Here is a 19,089-nt window from a genome sequence, read left to right on the forward strand (position 1 = left end):
CATCTCAAAAACATTAGTTAGAGTCCAAATGCCCCATGAGAGCCTACTGGCATAAAATTCGCAAGTTTACTTCCGCTGGCGCTGCGTCCCCAGCCGTGCCCCCGTCCACGTCTCCAAAGGCGCGAAGGGCTTCGCCCCAGCCTGCCACCTACCGGGCCCAGCTTCACCCTGAGGTCGAGGCCAGTCTTACCCCCCAGCAGCGGGCAGAAATCGAGCGCGTGATTGCCCTGGCCATCCCCAAGCCAGCGCCTAAGCTAGTCGATCTGCGGTTCACCATTGACCTATTGATCAGTCGCTATTTCATCGTGCTAATGGTGGGCAAAGACCGCCGCCGCACCCAGCGGCATGTACCCGTTTCGCGGCTGACGCAGCTGGGCAACTGGGTTATGGCCGTGGCGCTGCTGCTGGGGTTCAATCTAGCGTTAAGCACCAGCATCGTGATGCTGGCCTACCTGGTCAAATCGGCCCTGGGCATTAACCTTTTCCCCGGCCACTTTCGAGGGTTTGGCAACTAAATGGTGCATGAAGCTGGCGATCGCGCTGCCCCTGGCTTAATGCGTCCAGACTTCTGGCTACCCCTCCAACAATCCGCCTTTCCCGGCTCAAAACCGTTCCAAAACAAAGGCAAGAAACGCCGCTGCCCCTGGAGACAAGCACTTCCCTTTCAGGTACACCAGGTGCCACTGTTTCCGCAGCGAAAATTCGGCTACAGGTAGAATAGCCAGGTCAGTTTCAAGGTCTGCGCTAGACAGCTCTGAGGCCGGCAGCACCGCAATGCCTAGCCCCGCCCGAATGCTGGCCTTGATGGCTTCGCTGCTGCTTAGCTCCAGTCGCCTGCGAACTTTAATAGACTGAGCTGTGAAAAAGTCCTCCAGCAGCTGGCGACTGGCTGACCCTGGTTCACTTAAAATCCATGACTCTTGGGCTAGCTGCTGCGGCGTCACTGCCGTTTGCTCTGCAAGAGGATGCTGCTGGTGCGCCACAATATGCAGCGGCACATCGATGCAGGGCAACACCTCTATTCCGTTCAGCGCTGGCGGCAGGCTAAATAAATAAATATCGTCTTCATTATTTTGCAGACGTTCTAGCAACTGCTGATAATCGCCAATATGCATCGCAAGCTCCAGGCCTGGATAGCGATCCATAAACGGTTTTAGCTGCTGAACCAGGGCCGTTTTGCCGGTTTCAACCGTGGCTACTTTTACCATCCCTTGCTCTAACCCCTGAAAAGCCACTAGCGCTTCATCTAGGGTTGAGAGCTGGGCCAAGACCTGGCGACAGGTTGTCAGCAAGGCATCGCCCGCCTTAGTTAAATACAGTTTTTTGCTCACCATTTCAAACAGGGGCAGGCCAATGGTTTGAGATAACTGCTTGACCTGAATCGAAACCGTGGGCTGAGTCAAATACAGCTCTTCAGCCGCCTTTGTGTAGCTGCCGTGGCGAGCAACCGCCTCAAAAACCTCCATTTGGTGGAGGGTAATTCCCTTTGTGCTGGGCAATTGCTGATTCATGGCAGGCAATACACAGTAGAAATACTTATTGAGTTTAGCAACATAAAAGTTGTTAAAGCAAGTGAATGTCGGTTTTGGTTTGGGTCTTAGAAGAGACAGAGGGTCGCCAAACCCGGCGCTTTTATGGGGCCACCGACCTAGGCAAGCGGCGCTTAGACGATGCCCAGCAATAAGTTCAGGGGCTGTTTGGCGAACTGTTTGAGTTATCAGATTCGTAAATGTATTGCCCCATATAGGACTTCGCCATCGAATTCCGATACATTGGCATCGATATTTCTGTGCGTCCATGAATAAATCGCCCGATCTAGACCCTTTAGCTGTAGAGCCACCCTCAGAAGCTCTGCCAACCCGGCTGAAAGAGCTAGCTCTGCTCTTTCTAAAGCTAGGCGCGATCGGCTTTGGCGGCCCCCAGGCCCACATTGCCATGATTCACGACGAAGCCGTAGTGCGGCGCGGCTGGATGAAGGAGGAGCAATTTCTCGAAGGGGTAGCGATCTGCGAAATGCTGCCCGGTCCGGCGTCAACTCAAACCGGCATTTACACAGGCTACCTGCGAGCGGGGCAGCTAGGGGCGCTGGTGGCGGGGCTGTGCTTTATTGCCCCGGCCTTCTTCATTGTACTGGGCCTCTCCTGGGCCTACTTTCGGTTTCAGGGCGTGCCCCAAATCGAGGACTTGTTTTTGGGGATTTCGCCGGTGGTCATTGCCATTATTTTTGGTTTCTGCTGGAAGTTGAGCAAAAAGGCGATCAAAGATTGGCAGGGGGTAGCGATCGCGATCGCAGTTCTCATCCTCTCCCTCGCCTTTCGCGTCAATATCCTGCTCCTATTTTTGCTGGCGAGCCTAGCCGGGCTGGCCCTGTATCGGCCCACCACCCCACCGCCCGCCGGACCATCTGCCCGCACCAGCGCCTGGCTCGCGCCCCTGTGGCCGATCGCTCAGGGATGGCCTCATCTGCTCGCCAATGTAACGGCTGAACCTCTCGCTGCATCTGGGTTCTGGGGCTTAGACCGCATTCAGAATTATTTTCTGCCCCTGACCACCTTTTTTCTCAAGACCGGGGCGTTTATCTTTGGTGGTGGCCTGGTGATCATTCCGCTACTCGAAACGGCGGTCGTCAATGATTTTCAGTGGATGACTCGTGACCAGTTCATTGATGGCGTAGCCCTGGGCGAACTCACCCCCGGCCCGGTGGTGATTACCGCTGCCTTTGTGGGCTATAAGGTGGCTGGGGCAGTGGGGGCACTGGTGGCCACGATCGCGATTTTCACCCCGTCGTTTCTGTTCATCATGTTTGCTTCGCCCTTTTTGCTGCGGCTGCGGCAAAACCCCTGGGTTAAGAGCGCGCTTAAGGGGGTGCTGCCAGCAGCGTTGGGAGCGATCGCCGCCGCTGCTGTCCCCCTCGCTGCTGCGGCGCTAATTCAGCCCACGCTGCCCCGCACCATCGTTGCCATTACTGTAGGTTTGGCCGCTCTGGTAGCCCTGATCCGTTTTCGTCGCCCTACGTGGCAGTTGGTGCCCGCTGGGGCGATCGCGGGGCTAATAGCGGGGGCAATTGTTTGAAGCAGTCGTAGGGTGCATTGGCGACTAAAATTTCCACAGGTCAAAAGCTGAGCTAGTCTGCCTGAGACGCAGTGCACCTTCCACAATCGCAGGCTTTGGTGCGTTGCTTCGTGAACGCACCCTACGGGTTGACCCATTATTTGCAAAGGAAACCCGGTTCCTTCAAGGAACCGGGTTCCTGGCCATCCGTGATGTCTAAATTTTCTGTTTAGGTTGTCACCATGCCGTGCTCTAGGGCAAACCGCACCAGCTCGGTGCGGCTGTTGGTGCCGGTTTTGCTGAACAGGCGGCTGACATATTTTTCGACGTTGCGTACGCTGGTATCGAGGCGGCTGGCGATTTCCTTGTTCATCAGCCCCTCGGCAACCAGATCCAGCACGCTCTGCTCGCGGGGGGTAAGGTCAATGCGAATGTCGGAGGCCACCTTGGCGATGCCGCCCTTCTGGCTCAGCATCGCTTTAATTTCTTCAATCTGGCGGGCCATGACGGCGATATCGGGAATGTCGCCGGAGTCTGGGGTTTGGGCGGCGCGGCGACCGATCAGACTGCTGACGATCGCCACCAGTTCTTCGGGGTCAAAGGGCTTGGAGAGGTAGGCGTCGCAGCCCGAGTTGTAGCCCTGAATGCGATCGCTGGTCATGCCCCGCGCCGTCAAAAACAGCACCGGCAGCCCCTTAAAGCGCACGTCGTCGCGCACCTGGGCCAAAAAGGCGTAGCCGTCGACCTGGGGCATCATGATGTCTGAGATCAGCACATCGGGGGTTTCCTGCTGGAGCAAATCCCAGCCTTCTTTGGCGTTGCTGGCGGCCCGCACCGTAAAGCCGCTGTCTTCTAGGTAGGCCTGCACCGCCTCCCGTAGACCGGGCTCGTCGTCTACCAGTAGAATATTTCCGGCTTGATCAGACATAACACTGTCCCAGATGACCTATTAATGCTCACTTTAACCCGTAATTGCAGGGCCGGAAGCGGTTCAGCCCCAGAAGGCAGATCGACTACCATTGAAGATAGTCCCCTCCAGGCCAAGGGTGGCCTGGGCTAGCGATCGCAGGAGCGTTGATATGGACGGGCCATTTCCCCAGGGCATGCTGAAGAGCGAGTTGCTCAACCGTCTGGCCATTAACCTGGATACTGCCGAAGAGTTTGGCCCGATAGCTGAAGTCTGGGTCAACGGTCGCACTCACCAGGTTCAAGGCGTTGGCTGTAGCGCCGGGGGGCTGCTCCAGCGCCAGAGTCGGCGGTTTTTGTGGTCTCAAATTGGCTCGATTGGCCGCGATGGCGTGGTGGTCAGGGCGGGGGCGCAGATTGAGGCCATCGACGAGCACCTGCAAGACTGCCTGCCCTTGGGCATGGTCGAGATTTGGTCTGACCACGGCGATCGCACCGGCCAGCTCTTCGACTATCGCTTCGACCCGGCCACCGGCAACATTCTGCAATACCTGTTTATCCCTGAGGAGAGCAGCGGTCTGGCTCCTGGTCTGTATGCCCTCGACCCGGTTGCCGTAATCAGCACGGGCCGTCGCCGCATGATGGCAGAAGACGCGGCGCTGCGTTCAGCTCTCCTGATTCAGGCTGACATACCGCAGCCGCCAGAACCTACAGCGCCGCGATCGCCCTTTGATCGCATTCCCCTCGACCGGGTTCCCGACCCCCGCCAGGGCTGGGATGCCGCCGTTAAGACCACCCGTCAGGCCCAGCAGCAGGTGAGCGATCGCCTCCAGGACCAGCGCCAAAAGCTGGGGGCCGAGGCCCAAGACCGCCGCCAAAAGCTCCAGGCCGAGGCCCAAGACAAGCTGGGCGGCCTGCTGGGCAACGTCAAAAAACGCACGCGCCACCTGCGCAACCAGCTGCGGGAAGCCGTTACCGATGCCACCGCCGGGCTGCCTTCGGGGCCAAACCTGCGCGACGACAACGTGCCCACCATCGACGTCAACGCAATGGAACCCTGGCCTGAGGACGATCTGCCCTCAGATCGTCCTCTCTATCGCCCCCCCAATCGCTCAGACAACCGCGACGATTGGACCGACGGTCGCTCCCGACGTCGCTAGAACGGGTTACAGGTCGCGCTGGTAGTCGGCGATCGCCTCCAGTAAATCGGTTTTGCTAGCAGCCGGAATTAGATCGGCCATTGGCACCGTTTTTTGCCCGCCGCCAATGGCCACAGGGGTGTTGGCCAGAATATCGGTCACAGCAGATTCTGTGACTTCATCGCCTACCACTAGCGGGTAGAGCTTTTCGGCCAAGGGGCTGTGCAGTTTGGCATCGCCCAGATACAAGTGCCACTTGGCGACATCGAGGTAAACTTTGTCGCCAATGGCTGCGGCCAGGGCTTCAATGGCCCGAGCTGTAGACGCATCAGACATAACTAAGATTCTCCATTGGGGTCAGGTTTAGCCGTGGGAGACAGCGGCACGGGGGAATAGTCTGCGATCGCAAAGATGTAAACGGCATTGCCTATGAGCACGGGCAGCCAGGTTAGCGTTACTTTAGCGACCCAGGGAACCCAGTTAGGATCTAGGGTATGAAAAAACCACAGCCCAGAATTCACAGCAGTAAATGCCGCTACATGCACCGCGAAGTTAATGCGGTCTTCTAACTTGCGGTAGGCAGGGTCTTCTCGGGTCGGTTTACGGGGCCAACGGGGCGGCATAGGCCAACTATTGCATTCAAAGCTACACCTTCATTCTAAGGGCGTGGGGGCCAAAGGGGTTGGGGCTGGCGACGCAACCGCAACCATGCCCCACTGGCCAATGTAGGCATATATGGCCAGGGCGGCCGCCGTTTGCACATTCAGCGACTGCACCACCCCATACTGAGGGATCATCACCGACTGGTCGCAGGCCGCCGACACGGCAGCAGGAATGCCCGTCAGCTCGCGCCCCAGCACCAGCACCGCCCGCTCTGGAAAACGCAGGTCAGCTAAGGGCACAGCCTGGGGCTGTAGGTCAAGGGCGATCGGGGTATAGCCCCGCTGTCGCTGCTGGTACAGCCACTGGGGCAGGTTCTCCGCTGCACACTCGGCTAAGGGCTGCCACCGATGGGTCGCCACCGCTCCCTGACGAAACTTGCGGTCCTGAACCAGCGTTAGGTCGCTCAGCACTAGCGCCTCTAGCCGAAAGGCTTCGGTAGTGCGGCAGAGCATGCCCAGATTGATCGGATTTTCCACCAGAGTGGCGCACACCATCAGCGCGTGGCGGGGCAAGTTGGGGTACTGGGTACGAACTAGCGCCATACAAAAGATGATGCACGGGTACTGAAGCGACAAATAATTGAAGCAGCCGCTGCCAAAACAAGAAAAGACCCGCCCTACCGAAACAGGCAGCGCGGGCGAAGCAGCATTACTAACCCAGCAATCGGGTGCTTAGGCCGCTAGCAAAGCAATGTTAGAGAACACAAACTCCTGCGAGTCTTCCTGCATGTCGGTGCCGTTCTCAATTGTGGTTTCGATGGCTCGGCGAGAGAGAATATAGTAGCCGCCCACCTCGGTATACTCGTCTTCAAAGTCGCTGAGGCCACCTTTTTGTTCGCCCGTTTTAGGGTCATGGTAGACCGAGTCGTAGCGGTGCGATAGATAGCCCGCCCCGGTATCGTGGCTGCTGTAGGTGTGAATGGTGACGACCACGCCGTGGATGTGGCGGTGTACCATTGAAACCTCGTTGTTTTTGACCTGGTAGCGATCGCCCTCGGCTTTGCCACCCATGAGAATCTCTACCGACCCATCGGGCAGGGTTTCGCCGTAGCTGAAGGTGTTGTTGCCGTGGGAGTCTTCGAACCCGCGTCGAACCCGGTGAATGGAGACCTCAAACAGCTGGCCATGAACCGCCTTTTGGGCCGTATCGTCGGCAATGCCTGTCACGTCGAGCTTGAGGTCGGCACTGACCTTGACCTGGCCCGTGTGGCTCTGGCCATTGTGGGTAAAGGTGACATCAGCTGTATAGCCAGGAAAGGCCGCATCCCACGTGTAGCGGTTTTCGTAGGCCGCCCGAAAAAAGTCCCGTGCGGCGAGTTGAGTTCCAACCATCAAAAAATCTCCCGGTGAATGTCGGTCGGCAACAGCGGGGCGCTGTTACACGAGGGTTTCTCTAGCATACCGATTCTAGCCTTCCACCGCCTGCGCCTGTGCCTAAGCAGGCTGATTGGGTCTGTACTTTAGAGTTTTCTAAAACCGTAGTCTGGTTTACAGCCTGCTTAGGGATGCTTCTTTAAGATGAAAATCCAATGTTTACCTCAGGCCATTGCGGCTGAAAATTTTGCCGATAGATAGGCCTTTAAAGGCTTGTTCTGGCGATACTTTTCCACAGGCATATGTGGAGGACTATGTATTGGGCGAGCGCTTCAGCCCTTACTCGGTAATACTCTTTGCCTGCGACTACGTTCTTAGCGTGCTAAAGCAGCACGTTATCCACAGATTTTTCTGCGGCTGTGGATAACGTGTGGTAAGTGCGGGCTGAATAGGGGTGCGATCGGGCAGGGGAATGTCCCAGCCCTAGGCCTGTATTTTCAGCGCATACTCATCCATAGCCAAAAACAGGTCGCTGAGCTGGGCTACCGTGGTAAACGGGTTTAGCAGTACCGCTTTTAGCCACCGCTGCCCCCGAAACACCGGCAGCGACAAAAACGTTTGGTGCTGGTTCAGCAAATACTGCTGTAGGCCAGCATTCCAGCTATCCCACTGGTCAGGTGGCAGGGCCGCTGGGCAGCCTCGAAAGCAGATCAGGTTCATGTCTGGGTGGCTCGCCAGCTCCAGCCAGGGCCGCTGCCGCACCTGGGCGACAAAGTGATCCGTGAGGGCATAGCTGGCATCGATCAATTCGGCGCAGCCCGCTTTGCCCAGGTGGGCCAGGGTCAGCCACAGCTTCAGCACGTCGGTGTGGCGGGTGCCCTGCACCGACAGTTCGCCCAGGTTGGCCCAGTCGGCTTCGGTATTCATGTAGGGGGCCGAAACTCGAAAGTGGCTGTGCAGCAGGCCCATGTCGCGAAACAGCACCGAAGCGCAGGTTTTGGTGACGTACAGCCATTTCTGCGGATTAAACGTAACCGAATCAGCCTGCTCAATGCCCGCTAGCCGGTAACGGTGGGTGGGTGAGAAGGCGATCGCGCCGCCGTAGGCCGCATCGATATGTAACCACAGGCTATAGGCCTGAGCAATGCGGGCAATTTCGGGCAGGGGGTCAATATTGCCCGTCACCGTCGTCCCCGCCGTCGCCACCACCGCAAAGGGTTTTTGCCCGCGTGCGATCGCGCCCTGAATTTTTGCTTCCAAAGTACCGATATCCATCTGGCCTTGGGCGTTGGCTGGTATCGGCACCACCCCATTCAGCCCCAGCCCCAGCAGCATACCCGCCTTTTGAATCGAGGTGTGGGCCAGTTCTGAGGCAAAGATCATAGGCGGCGGCCCACCGGCTAGCCCCTCGTATAAACAGCCGAGCTTGACATTGCGGGCCACCGTCAGGGCTTGCAGATTGGCCAGGGTGCCGCCGCTCGCCAGCAGCCCCCCAGAAGCTTCGCCCAGCCCAAACAGCTGGGCGATCTCTGCCAGCAGCAGCGGCTCTAGCCGCGATAGGGCCGGAGACATTTCAACGCTCAGCATGTTGTTGTTGAGCGCTGCCGCCACCCAGTCACCGACGATAGACGCCGTACTGGGCAGTGGGTCCATATGGCCCATGTAGCCGGGGTGTGATGGGTTCATCGACTGAGCCATCAGATCGCCCAGCGCGTCGAGCAGGGGCGCGATCGCCGTCGGCTGTTCAGGAATTCCTTGAAAGGAAATGCCTTGAACCGATGGCAGGGGCACATGATCACTCGCCCCCGCCAGGTAGTCAAGAATTTGCGCCGCTACCTGCTGAAATACAGCCTCAATGGCCGCTCGATTGTGGCCCTGGGGGTCAATAAAGGCATTGGCGGGCAGAGCAAGAAAAGCCAACGGGCACCTCTAGCGGGGGAACATAGCTTAATTATCTCGCTAATGCGACCCTGCCAAGGCGATCGCTCGACGCAAAGTAATCCTGTGAAGCACCCCTTAGTCTTCTCTGTCGTTTGGCTCTCGACGCCCTAAAGAGGCTGAATCAAGATCGGCGACGATAGATGTTCCTGGGGCGCGCTGGCTCGTTCTTGGGTAATGGCGATCGCCCGCACTAGGCCAGGATCACGACGATACACCGCAGGCAAATCGATCGGCTGCGTCACATTGCCCTGCTCATCGACGGTAAACACCGTAGTCAGAATGGCGTTCTTTTGATCTACGGTGGCCGGGGCGTTGGAATCTAGCACCGTCCACAGCACGTACACCTGGCCCGGCTCCAGCGGCGGCAAATTTTCTACCGTCAGCGAACCCGCCAGAGTATCAGGGTTGAGCACTACCTGGGCCTGTCCCGGTGTGGCGGCATCGGGCGAACTCAGGCCAACGGTAATGGTGTTACCGCTGGGGCGACTGGCCCGCTCTAGCTGCAGCGTGCGCCACAGCAGCAGATTGCTGAGGCTCAAGCCCGCAATCAGCGTGGCAGCAGCCCTCCAAGCCAGCGGCCAGCGCCGCGATCGCCCCATTGGGGTAGACGCCAGTTTACCCGCGATCGCCGTCACCGACGGTGTGGGCGTAGCCAGCTCGTCCCTCGCCGACCCCAGCACAGCCTGCCTCAGGTGAGCCGGAGGAGAAACCGGATCGCCATCATAGGCCACTTCTAGGGCCTGCTGCATCTGGTCGATCTCCCGCTGCAGGCCGGGGTCCGCCGCCAGCAGTCGAGCCAGGGTCGCCGATTCCTCCGGGCTGAGGTCGTAGAGAACGTAGCCCGCCAGCAGGTTCTGTAGTTGTTCGGGTGAAATAGCCCCGGTCATGGCACTAGTTATCGCAGCGATCTTGGAGGATTTGCCGGAGCTTGAGCAGCCCTCGACGAGAGTGAGTCTTGACGGTGCCCAGGGGAGTGTCAAGCTGCTCAGCAATGGTGGCCTGGGATAGACCTTCATAGTAGGCCAGCCGCAGGATTTGCTGCTGGTTGGCCGAGAGCTGAGCCAGCGCTGCCCTCACCTCCTCAGAGCGTTCGGCCTGGGCCAGGGCGTCGGCGGGAGTAGGGGAAGAGGGCTGATCAGCGGCCTGGAGCCGAGTGATGGAGTCACGGGCCGACTGATGCGATCGCAGGCGGTCTATAGCCCGCGATCGCGTCAAAATGGCCAGGTAGGTTCGAAATGAACCACGCTGGGGGTCGTAGGCCGTCGATTGGGCCAGCTTGACGAAGATGTCCTGGGTCAGGTCCTCGGCCTCCTGGGCGTGGCCCAACACCTTGAGCGCTATCCCGTAGACCAGTCCGCTGTGGCGATCGTAGAGCGTTCCCAGGGCACTCGCCTGCCCTGCCTTTAGGGCCAACCACAGGTCTGCATCGCTCAGCGTTTCGGCATCAGTCGAGGTCAGTTGTTCAAAGTCCATATCCGCCGAAGGCTCAGACACTCGCCTCGCCGTCTCGGTTGCCCTGAGGCGAAGATGTACCACAGTCATTTTCTATACAATGCCATGATTTGTGTCTATTGAATCCTATCGGGCCGCCGCCTTTGCCGCCGCTGCCCGATGGCATACTGCACTGCAATGCCTAGGCGGGCATCAGAATACCGCGCAGCTCACCGCCCCGATTGCGGGTGGTGTGCAGATCGAGGTACAACATGCCGTTTTGCAGGGCCTGGAGTTGCTCAGGGGTAAGGGTATAGTCGCCCATGGCGCTGCCGCTCCGCCCGGTGTCGTCCATGGTTACCTCTAAGGCATACTGAAACGGCCCGTTTTCGCTGGGGCTGCCCCGATGGATGTGGAAGGCCGAGGTAATGTTGGGGTTGGGGGGATCGACCGGATCGCTGCCGTAGTCGCGCATAGCGCTCGTCAATTCTCGAAAGCTACCTCGCACTACCAGGCGATCGCCCGCCAGCGCTGCCCCAACCACCCCACGGGCATCGGTCACTGGCAAATTGGGCACAACATTCTGGGGGCTGAGCATCGCCACATAGGTAACGATGGAGCTACTGGAAGCCCCCTGGGCCAACAGCGGTGCCGTTGCCGCCACCAGGTTAGCGTCAAGTTGCGCGCCTGCAGAAAAGCCGTCGTTCAAAGTAGGTGCGGTCACCGCTATCCTCGATACCGCTAGCGGCGAATAAGCCAACACCCGGCCCACCAGAGGGGAATATAAGAGAACCACAAATAGGCAAGTCACCAAGACAATGAAGCCATTCTGCAGATTTTTTCGTTTAGTAAACATAGTGCTTTCATCCAACCCGTTAGTTGATGTCCCCGTCGGTAGAGACTTACATCCAGTACGTCAACCGTTCTAATTTGGATGCAGGTAAAGCGACACAGATAGCAGATGCACAGATAACGAGTGCAGAGCACGACGGGGCGATCGCCAAACCCTTTCAGAAGCCGGCCAAAAGCGCTATATGTGAAATACCCCCTCGCCCTGGCTGCGCCGCATGAAGCTTTCCTGCCAACCGTTTACCGTTCACAAGCGCGTACCGCTCACCATCAGTCGCGGCACCACGGCCCAGTCCACCAACCTCTGGCTCAGGCTCAGCGCCGAGGGGATCGAAGGCTGGGGAGAAGCGGCCCCGTTTTCGATCGGCACTCACCAACAAACACTGGAGATGTTGCAGGCCGATGTAGCCCGCTTGCATCAGGCGCTAGAGTCGTTTCATCCCTTCGATCGCCAAGCGATTGAAGCCGTTGTAGCCGAGTTATCTATCCACTCCGCCAGCCGCGCCGCCCTGGATGTGGCCCTGTGGGACTGGTGCGGTAAGGCCACCGGGCAGCCAGTCTGGCGGCTGCTAGGGCTAGACCTGAGCCAAATTCAGCCCACTTCGGTAACGGTCGGCATTTCATCGCCTGAGGCCGCCCGGCAGCGATCGCAGGATTGGCTACAGCAAACCTCAGCCCGTGCCCTTAAGGTAAAGCTGGGCAGCCCCAACGGCATTGAGGCCGATCGCGCCATGTTTCAGGCCGTATACGATCATGTCCCCGTCAGCGTCAGCCTCAGCGTCGATGCCAATGGCGGCTGGACGCTGGCGGATGCTAAATCAATGGCGGAATGGCTGAGCGATCGCCGCGTTACCCACCTCGAACAACCCCTGCCCGTGAGCCAGAATGCCGATCTGGTAAATCTGAAGCAGCACTCGCCAATTCCAGTCTTTGTAGACGAAAGCTGCTTTAGCAGCTCCGATATTCCCCACCTAGCGAATTTAGTGGATGGCATTAACATTAAGCTTATGAAAGCAGGCGGACTCAGCGAAGTGCTCAGGATGATTCATACTGCTCAGGCCTGTGGCCTGCAGATCATGTTTGGCTGTTATTCAGACAGCAGCCTGGCCAATGGCGCAATGGCGCAGCTCTCGCCCCTGGCCCACTACCTGGATCTCGACAGCCACCTCAACCTGCGCGACGATCCCTTTACTGGGATCGCACTGGTCGAGGGTCGTCTGCTGCCCTCCCATCAACCTGGACTTGGACTCAGCTATGCACCTGACGCCCGATAGCCGCATCGCCCTGCTCATGCACGAGGGCACCCAGAGCACGATGGGCAAAACCGGGCTGGCGCTGCTGCGCTTTAGCCAGTCGCCGATTGTAGCCGTGATTGATTACCAGGCGGCGGGGCGATCGCTGGTTGAGCTAACCGGCATCGACAAACCGATCCCCGTGGTTGAGTCGCTGACTGAGGCTCTCACCTTCACCCCAGATGTGCTCACCATCGGCATTGCCCCGTCCGGCGGCAAGCTGCCCGAGGCCTGGTTTCAGGAAATCGAGCAGGCCGTCAAAGCTGGTTTAAGCATCGTCAACGGTCTGCACACGCCCATGGCCGACCATCCTGCCCTACAGCCCTGGCTCAGGCCATACCAGTGGATTTGGGATGTACGACAAGAACCCGAGGGCCTCATCGTAGGCAGTGGCCAGGCCAGGCAGCTAGCCTGCAAGCGCATCTTGACCGTGGGTACCGATATGTCTGTGGGCAAAATGTCTGCCACGATTGAACTGCATCGCGCCTGTCTGCGGCGCGGGCTGCGTTCCAAGGTCATTGCCACCGGGCAAACCAACCTCATGCTGGGGGATGACGGCGTACCCTTAGATGCTATTCGGGTCGATTATGCATCAGGCGCAGTTGAACAGCAGCTCATGCGCTACGGTCCAGAGCACGATTTTATTTTTGTAGAAGGGCAGGGGTCGTTGCTCAATCCAGCTTCAACCGCAACGCTGCCTTTGCTAAGGGGCACTCAGCCAACCCACTTGGTGCTGGTCCATCGGGCGGGGCAGAGCCATATTCACAACTTTCCCAATGTCAAAATTCCCGATCTACCCAATGTGGTGACACTGTACGAACAGGTGGCTACAGCAGCAGGGGCATTTTACCCGGCTAAAGTAGTTGCGATCGCCCTCAACACCGGCCACCTTACCGCCATTGAGGCCAAGGCTGCCGTGCAACATGTTGAAGCACAAACAAATTTGCCCTGTGCAGACATCTTCCGTACAGGGGCCGAAAAACTATTGGCACCAATCTTGGCCTAGGCCAGGCTACTTTTTGCGGAGGCGATAGGTGATGCGTCCCTTGGTCAAGTCGTAGGGAGTGAGTTCTACCTTGACGCGATCGCCCGGCAAAATTTTGATGTAGTTACGACGAATTTTTCCTGAAATGTGGGCTAACACATTAAACCCATTATCCAAATCAACCCGAAACATGGCGTTCGGTAACGATTCGGTAATGGTACCCTCCATCTCAATTAGGTCTTGCTTAGACAAGCTGACTTCTCCCTAAGTACAAAATAACAGGCTGACTCTAGCATAACCCCAGCACCTACTCCGTTACCAGGCGCTTAAGGTCGGCGTATACGGCTTCCATGGTCTGATTTCCGTCCACCGATACGAGTTGCTGACGGCTGCGATAGAAATCAATCAGCGGTTCCGTTTGCTGACGGTAAACCTCAAGTCGATTCAGAATCACCGACTCTTCGTCATCCTTTCGTCCTCGCTGCAGGAGGCGAGCGACAATGACATCATCCTCAACATCGAGGTTGATTACAAAGTCGGCAGGTTGTTCGATCTGATCCAACAGCTTCTGCAAAAATTCCGCCTGAGGCACATTTCGAGGAAAGCCATCCAGCAGCCAACCCTTCTGAGAGTCATCCTGACCTAGGCGCTCCTCAATCAGATCGAGGATGAGCTCATCAGGCACAAGTTCGCCAGCGCTCATGTAGTGATCTGCCTTTTGGCCAAGTTCACTGCCTGCTGCCACCGCCGATCGCAAAATATCCCCGGTAGAAATATGAGGTACCTCACAATCTTTGGCTAACAACGCAGCCTGAGTCCCCTTGCCTGCCCCCGGTGGCCCTAGAAAAATAAGTCGCGTCACTACTGTTTCACCATTCCTTCGTAGCGCTGGGAAATTACGTAGGTCTGGATCTGCTTAGCGGTGTCAATGGCAACTCCGACCAAAATTAGAAGTGAGGTAGCACCAAAACCGCGAAAGGTCTGTACCCGTGTCAGGCTCTCAACAGCGCTAGGCACAACCGCCACCATCCCCAAGAAAATAGCACCCAGAAAAGTCAAGCGATTCAGGATACGGCTGATGTACTCAGTGGTAGCCTTGCCGGGGCGAATGCCGGGAATGCTAGCTCCCATCTTCTTCAAGTTACGGGAAACATCGTCGGGGTTCATCACCAGCGACGAGTAGAAGTAGCTAAAGAAAAGAATCAGCACCAGGTAGAGCGAAACGTAGAACCAGGAGGTCGGGTTCAGGTAGTTGTTCACAAACTGACCAAACGCCGGATTAGACACGTACTGGGTTAGCGAAATGGGCAGCACCAGCACCGCAGAGGCAAAGATGATCGGCATTACACCGCCCTGGTTGAGGCGCAGGGGCAAATAGTTGCTCTGCTCTAGATACAGCTTGCGCCCCACCTGGCGACGAGCAGAAATAATTGGAATCCGGCGAGTGCCCTCTTGGACAAAGACAATGCCGACAATCATGGCCAGAAAGGCCAGCATGAGGATAATGACGCCACCGACTAAACCGCGATCGCCGCTTTGAGCTAGCTCAATGGTCTGACCCAAAGAACGTGGCAACGTCGACACAATGTTGAGAAAAATCAGCAGCGAAGCGCCATTACCGATACCGCGCTCGGTGATTAGCTCACCTACCCACATCACAAACATTGAGCCCGCCGTCAGGGCAATTACTGTTTGTGCAACAAAAGCCGGACCCGGAACTTCTGCAAACTGGTACAGCAAAAATGACGACAGCAGCGTGCTTTGTAAAATCGCCCAGCCCAAGGCAACGTAGCGAGTAATCTGAGAAATCTTGCGTCGCCCAGCCTCACCCTCGTTCTTTTGTAGATCTTCAAGCTGGGGCAGAGCCGCGGTCAGCAACTGCATGATAATCGAGGCATTGATGAAGGGCAAAATGCCCAGGGCAAAGATACCCAGAGCCGACAGACCGCCGCCCACGAAAATATCTAAAAACCCCACAAAGCCTGCCAGACTGCCAGACTGAATCGAGGCGGCAAAGGCCTGACGATCAATTCCTGGCACTGGAATAAAAATTCCAAGTCTGACCAATACCAGCAGTCCCAGAGTCACCAGCAGACGACTGCGCAGGCCAGCAGCCTGCGCCATCTGCATAAAGGTTTCCTGCGCGCTGGGATTCTTACCCCGACTTACGACCATGCAACAACACCTCAGCCCTACGGTTAGCAATACATTGACGGCAGTTCGTACCTATATCTTCTATAGATACTTCCCCATCCAGTCTAAGGGATAGGAGAACCATCTCGCTATGCGACCACTTCGCAGGTGCCGCCAGCTTGCTCAATTTTTTCCTTGGCCGCTTGGGTAAATGCAGCTGCCCTAACATTTAAGGCTACGCCCAGCTCACCATCACCCAGTACCTTTAAGGGGCCATCGTTGGTGGTTAAAATGCCAGCTTCTAGCAATGATTCAAGGGATACATCAGTCCCCGCAGCTAAGTCAGCTAATCCTTTGACATTGATGATGGTGTATTCCTTCTGGTTGACCAGAGGAAAGTGCTTAAGCTTGGGAATGCGGCGGTAAAGAGGCATTTGACCACCTTCAAAACCGGGGCGAGTGCCGCTACCCGATCGCGATTTTTGGCCCCGCATGCCGAAGCCGCAGCTAGCCCCCTGCCCCGCCGAAATACCGCGACCAACGCGGCGACGGCGGCGCTTAGAGCCTACTTGTGGTTGTGCGTCGTTGATTCTCATGGCTGAGGAAAATAGAAACAGCGATACCGAAAGGAACTAAACCTTGTTCAAGTCCAAAAGTGAAGTGTTACCTAAGGGTAAACCACAGATCTCGAACTGAACTTGGTTTAAACGTACAAATTTTCGACTGGAATATCGCGCTCTTCGGCTACATCAGCGAAGGTGCGCAGGGAGGCCAAGGCATCTGCAGCCGCCCGGGCGTTATTGAGGGGGTTATTAGATCCCAACTGCTTAGCCAGCACGTTGCGTACCCCGGCCAGTTCTAATACGGTGCGGACAGCGCCACCAGCAATTACCCCAGTACCAGGAGCCGCAGGGCGCATGAACACTTTCGCACCACCGCCAATACCGCTAGAGGGGTGAGGAATCGAGTAGGAGCGAGTTAGAGGCACATCAACTAAGTGCTTCTTGCCATCGGCTACGCCCTTCTTCACAGCGCCAATCACATCCCCAGCCTTGCCGACGCCAACGCCAACCTGTCCCTTTTCATTACCAACCACGACAATGGCCCTGAAGCTGAGTTTTTTACCCCCCTTCACAACCTTGGTCACGCGGCGAATTTGAACGACGCGCTCTTGCCAGTCTGTTTTTTTCTCTTTAGTACGCGCTTCTTTGCGACGGTTTGCCATGCCTTTCCCCAGCCTTATTTACATCAAGCAGAATTAGAACGTTCCAACTAAATACTTATTCAGAATGTCGGTCAGATAAGCCTACGTTTGTTGAGCTCGGAGTCTGTAGAACAGACACTTTTTTAGATGGAATATTCTGAAATGTTTTCGATTTGCAACTGACGGATCGAATCCTAGAGGCTCAAACCAGCTTCCCGAGCCGCATCAGCCAGAGCAGCCACTCGTCCGTGGTAAAGTTTGCCGCCCCGGTCAAAAACGACCTGAGTTATACCAGCCTTCAGCGCTCGCTCAGCCACTAGCTTGCCGACTACTGCAGCTGAGCCCTGGGTCGCGCCCGTTTCGTCCTTCAAAACATCTGGCTCAACGGTTGAAGCCGCTACCAGAGTGTGATGGGCCGTATCGTCAATGATCTGAGCATAGATGTGCTGGTTCGAGCGAAACACGGCCAGACGTGGCCGTTCAGGGGTGCCAAACACGCGGCGACGAATGCGGGCGTGACGGCGACGAGTTAATTCTTTACGACTTGCTTTCATGGCTTACTTCTTCCCTGACTTACCGGCCTTACGTCTGACCTGCTCACCGGCGTAGCGCACGCCCTTGCCCTTATAGGGTTCAGGAGGACGGCTCGCCCGAATGCTGGCGGCAATGTTACCGACCAACTCCTTATCAATGCCGCTGATAACTACGTTGGTGTTGTTCTCAACGACAAATTCAATGCCCGCAGGCGGTTCAAAGACAACGGGATGACTATAGCCCAAACTGAGGTTGAGGTTACGGCCCTGTAGCTGAGCTCGATAGCCAATACCCTGAATCTCCAGACGCTTTTGGTAACCGTTGGAAACCCCTTCAACCATGTTGGCAACCAGGGTACGGCATAGACCGTGACGCTCACGGGCGAGCCGGGAGTCATCTTTGCGGTTCACCAATACGGTGTCGCCCTCTTGAACTACTACAACGCCATTGGGCAAGGTGCGAGACAGCTCACCCTTGGGCCCTTTAACCTGAACATCCTGACCGTCAATCGTGACTGACACCTTAGCCGGGACTGGGATTGGCCGTTTGCCAATACGTGACATGATGCAAAACTCCTAAATCCTTAGCACTCGATAACGCCCTTAATGACTAGTGGCAGGGGAATGACACATTTGCCGGAACCCCTTACCGAACTGGCCTGACTACCAGACATAGCAAAGCACTTCACCACCAATACCCTGACGGCGAGCATCGCGATCGGTCATGATGCCACTGGATGTGGAAACAATGGCAATGCCGATACCGCCCAGCACCCGGGGCAGCTCTTTCCGGTTGGAGTACACGCGCAGGCCAGGCTTACTAACGCGGGTGAGATTACGAATGATGGGCTGACGGGTTTTGCCCTTGTACTTGAGGGCGACCACTAGCTGAGGCCGTTCTTCAACGGTTGTCTCAGAGTAATCAGTGATAAAGCCTTCCTCCTTCAGTACCTTGGCAATACTCCGGGTCATCCGGGTTGAAGGAATGCCCACGGTTTGGTGCCGCGCTAGATTCGCATTCCTGATGCGAGTCAACATATCCGCAATTGTGTCGTTAGCAGCCATAGTTCTAGTACGCGTATAAACCTGTGTTAGTTGTCACGGAACGGCATACCCAATTCCTTGAGTAGCGCTCGGCCTTCTTCATCGGTGCTGGCGGTGGTCACGATGGTGATATCCATACCGCGAATCTGATCGATGCTGTCGTAGTCAATTTCAGGAAAGATTAGCTGCTCCCGCAGACCCAGAGTATAATTGCCGCGCCCATCAAAACTTTTGGGACTAATGCCGCGAAAGTCGCGAATGCGGGGCAGGGTCAGGTTGATAAGTCGATTTAGAAAGGCGTACATGCGATCGGAGCGCAGGGTTACCATAATTCCAACGGGCATACCCTGGCGAATTTTGAAACCTGCGATCGCCTTCTTAGCGCGGGTAACGACCGGGCGCTGACCGGTAATGAGGGCCAGTTCGCTCAGAGAAGACTCTAGCGCTTTGGCATTCTGAGATGCTTCACCCAAACCCCGATTGACGGTTACTTTGATAACCTTGGGCACCTGGTGAATGTTTTCGTACTTAAACTGCTCCATCAGTTTAGGTACTACTGTGTCTTTGTATATGGTCTTGAGCTGGTCGGTCATGGGTCGTTTCTT

24 protein-coding genes are annotated in these 19,089 nt (G+C 56.7%); 5 read left to right on the forward strand and 19 right to left on the reverse strand.

The window, feature by feature from the left end; genetic code table 11:
• Nucleotides 1-35: 35 nt before the first annotated feature.
• Nucleotides 36-515: a hypothetical protein gene (locus ACQ4N7_RS04845; protein WP_430710492.1), complete on the forward strand. Its 480-nt coding sequence runs from the start codon at nucleotides 36-38 to the stop codon at nucleotides 513-515.
• 87 nt (nucleotides 516-602) lie between these two features.
• On the opposite strand, the gene ACQ4N7_RS04850 is transcribed toward ACQ4N7_RS04845, so the two are convergent.
• Entirely contained in the window at nucleotides 603-1,511 is a 909-nt protein-coding gene (locus ACQ4N7_RS04850) for a LysR family transcriptional regulator (RefSeq protein ID WP_430710493.1), read from the reverse strand.
• Between the two features lie 286 nt (nucleotides 1,512-1,797).
• On the opposite strand from ACQ4N7_RS04850, the gene chrA reads away from it, so the two are divergent.
• The gene (gene chrA, locus ACQ4N7_RS04855; RefSeq protein WP_430710494.1) at nucleotides 1,798-3,072 is read left to right on the forward strand and encodes a chromate efflux transporter; all 1,275 of its coding nucleotides are present in this window, start codon (nucleotides 1,798-1,800) and stop codon (nucleotides 3,070-3,072) included.
• A gap of 208 nt (nucleotides 3,073-3,280) precedes the next feature.
• Here chrA and ACQ4N7_RS04860 read toward each other — a convergent pair whose 3' ends face one another.
• Nucleotides 3,281-3,979, reverse strand: a complete 699-nt coding sequence (locus ACQ4N7_RS04860; protein WP_430710495.1) for a response regulator — start codon at nucleotides 3,977-3,979, stop codon at nucleotides 3,281-3,283.
• A 151-nt stretch (nucleotides 3,980-4,130) separates the two neighbouring features.
• Between ACQ4N7_RS04860 and ACQ4N7_RS04865 the strand changes: the two genes are divergently transcribed.
• Nucleotides 4,131-5,117 carry a hypothetical protein gene (locus ACQ4N7_RS04865; RefSeq protein ID WP_430710496.1) on the forward strand — a complete coding sequence of 329 codons (987 nt, stop codon included), beginning with the start codon at nucleotides 4,131-4,133 and terminating at the stop codon, nucleotides 5,115-5,117.
• A 6-nt stretch (nucleotides 5,118-5,123) separates the two neighbouring features.
• Here the strand turns inward: ACQ4N7_RS04865 and ACQ4N7_RS04870 are convergent, their stop codons facing one another.
• The 8 genes from ACQ4N7_RS04870 to ACQ4N7_RS04905 all read right to left on the reverse strand — a co-directional run bounded on the left by ACQ4N7_RS04870 (nucleotide 5,124) and on the right by ACQ4N7_RS04905 (nucleotide 11,168).
• Nucleotides 5,124-5,432: a DUF3181 family protein gene (locus ACQ4N7_RS04870; RefSeq protein WP_430710497.1), complete on the reverse strand. Its 309-nt coding sequence runs from the start codon at nucleotides 5,430-5,432 to the stop codon at nucleotides 5,124-5,126.
• Nucleotides 5,433-5,434: 2 nt separating this feature from the next.
• Complete coding sequence (locus ACQ4N7_RS04875; protein WP_430710498.1) at nucleotides 5,435-5,719, reverse strand: hypothetical protein; 285 nt, start codon at nucleotides 5,717-5,719, stop codon at nucleotides 5,435-5,437.
• A gap of 30 nt (nucleotides 5,720-5,749) precedes the next feature.
• Nucleotides 5,750-6,301: a TrmH family RNA methyltransferase gene (locus tag ACQ4N7_RS04880; protein WP_430710499.1), complete on the reverse strand. Its 552-nt coding sequence runs from the start codon at nucleotides 6,299-6,301 to the stop codon at nucleotides 5,750-5,752.
• 129 nt (nucleotides 6,302-6,430) lie between these two features.
• Nucleotides 6,431-7,090: a DUF3386 domain-containing protein gene (locus tag ACQ4N7_RS04885; RefSeq protein WP_430710500.1), complete on the reverse strand. Its 660-nt coding sequence runs from the start codon at nucleotides 7,088-7,090 to the stop codon at nucleotides 6,431-6,433.
• Between the two features lie 465 nt (nucleotides 7,091-7,555).
• On the reverse strand, nucleotides 7,556-8,992 hold the full coding sequence (locus ACQ4N7_RS04890; RefSeq protein ID WP_430710501.1) for a pyridoxal phosphate-dependent decarboxylase family protein: 1,437 nt from the start codon (nucleotides 8,990-8,992) through the stop codon (nucleotides 7,556-7,558).
• A 128-nt stretch (nucleotides 8,993-9,120) separates the two neighbouring features.
• On the reverse strand, nucleotides 9,121-9,900 hold the full coding sequence (locus ACQ4N7_RS04895; protein ID WP_430710502.1) for an anti-sigma factor domain-containing protein: 780 nt from the start codon (nucleotides 9,898-9,900) through the stop codon (nucleotides 9,121-9,123).
• A gap of 4 nt (nucleotides 9,901-9,904) precedes the next feature.
• Nucleotides 9,905-10,486, reverse strand: a complete 582-nt coding sequence (locus ACQ4N7_RS04900) for a sigma-70 family RNA polymerase sigma factor (protein WP_430710557.1) — start codon at nucleotides 10,484-10,486, stop codon at nucleotides 9,905-9,907.
• Between the two features lie 160 nt (nucleotides 10,487-10,646).
• Nucleotides 10,647-11,168 carry a CHRD domain-containing protein gene (locus ACQ4N7_RS04905; protein WP_430710503.1) on the reverse strand — a complete coding sequence of 174 codons (522 nt, stop codon included), beginning with the start codon at nucleotides 11,166-11,168 and terminating at the stop codon, nucleotides 10,647-10,649.
• A gap of 343 nt (nucleotides 11,169-11,511) precedes the next feature.
• On the opposite strand from ACQ4N7_RS04905, the gene ACQ4N7_RS04910 reads away from it, so the two are divergent.
• Both ACQ4N7_RS04910 and ACQ4N7_RS04915 read left to right on the forward strand, forming a co-directional pair.
• The gene (locus tag ACQ4N7_RS04910) at nucleotides 11,512-12,567 is read left to right on the forward strand and encodes a dipeptide epimerase (RefSeq protein WP_430710504.1); all 1,056 of its coding nucleotides are present in this window, start codon (nucleotides 11,512-11,514) and stop codon (nucleotides 12,565-12,567) included.
• On the forward strand, nucleotides 12,548-13,591 hold the full coding sequence (locus ACQ4N7_RS04915) for a DUF1611 domain-containing protein (protein WP_430710505.1): 1,044 nt from the start codon (nucleotides 12,548-12,550) through the stop codon (nucleotides 13,589-13,591). Before ACQ4N7_RS04910 ends, ACQ4N7_RS04915 begins: the two co-directional genes overlap by 20 nt.
• A 6-nt stretch (nucleotides 13,592-13,597) precedes the next feature.
• On the opposite strand, the gene infA is transcribed toward ACQ4N7_RS04915, so the two are convergent.
• From infA to rplE, 9 genes are all read right to left on the reverse strand, one after another.
• Nucleotides 13,598-13,822 carry a translation initiation factor IF-1 gene (infA, locus tag ACQ4N7_RS04920; protein ID WP_017297627.1) on the reverse strand — a complete coding sequence of 75 codons (225 nt, stop codon included), beginning with the start codon at nucleotides 13,820-13,822 and terminating at the stop codon, nucleotides 13,598-13,600.
• Between the two features lie 55 nt (nucleotides 13,823-13,877).
• Nucleotides 13,878-14,432 carry an adenylate kinase gene (locus ACQ4N7_RS04925; protein WP_430710506.1) on the reverse strand — a complete coding sequence of 185 codons (555 nt, stop codon included), beginning with the start codon at nucleotides 14,430-14,432 and terminating at the stop codon, nucleotides 13,878-13,880.
• Complete coding sequence (gene secY / locus ACQ4N7_RS04930; RefSeq protein ID WP_106867742.1) at nucleotides 14,432-15,745, reverse strand: preprotein translocase subunit SecY; 1,314 nt, start codon at nucleotides 15,743-15,745, stop codon at nucleotides 14,432-14,434. The genes ACQ4N7_RS04925 and secY overlap by 1 nt, the downstream gene beginning before the upstream one ends.
• Before the next feature lie 107 nt (nucleotides 15,746-15,852).
• Nucleotides 15,853-16,299: a 50S ribosomal protein L15 gene (gene rplO / locus ACQ4N7_RS04935; RefSeq protein WP_430710507.1), complete on the reverse strand. Its 447-nt coding sequence runs from the start codon at nucleotides 16,297-16,299 to the stop codon at nucleotides 15,853-15,855.
• 107 nt (nucleotides 16,300-16,406) lie between these two features.
• Nucleotides 16,407-16,928, reverse strand: coding sequence for a 30S ribosomal protein S5 (gene rpsE, locus ACQ4N7_RS04940; RefSeq protein ID WP_194021771.1), 522 nt, complete (start codon nucleotides 16,926-16,928; stop codon nucleotides 16,407-16,409).
• 173 nt (nucleotides 16,929-17,101) lie between these two features.
• Complete coding sequence (gene rplR / locus ACQ4N7_RS04945) at nucleotides 17,102-17,461, reverse strand: 50S ribosomal protein L18 (protein ID WP_430710508.1); 360 nt, start codon at nucleotides 17,459-17,461, stop codon at nucleotides 17,102-17,104.
• 3 nt (nucleotides 17,462-17,464) lie between these two features.
• A complete protein-coding gene (rplF, locus tag ACQ4N7_RS04950; RefSeq protein WP_430710509.1) occupies nucleotides 17,465-18,004 on the reverse strand; it encodes a 50S ribosomal protein L6 in 540 nt (179 codons plus the stop codon).
• 99 nt (nucleotides 18,005-18,103) lie between these two features.
• Entirely contained in the window at nucleotides 18,104-18,505 is a 402-nt protein-coding gene (gene rpsH / locus ACQ4N7_RS04955; protein WP_035991897.1) for a 30S ribosomal protein S8, read from the reverse strand.
• Between the two features lie 26 nt (nucleotides 18,506-18,531).
• Nucleotides 18,532-19,077, reverse strand: coding sequence for a 50S ribosomal protein L5 (rplE, locus tag ACQ4N7_RS04960; protein ID WP_430710510.1), 546 nt, complete (start codon nucleotides 19,075-19,077; stop codon nucleotides 18,532-18,534).
• Nucleotides 19,078-19,089: the final 12 nt, after the last annotated feature.

The organism is Nodosilinea sp. AN01ver1, assembly GCF_050565655.1.
GTDB lineage: Bacteria > Cyanobacteriota > Cyanobacteriia > Phormidesmidales > Phormidesmidaceae > Nodosilinea.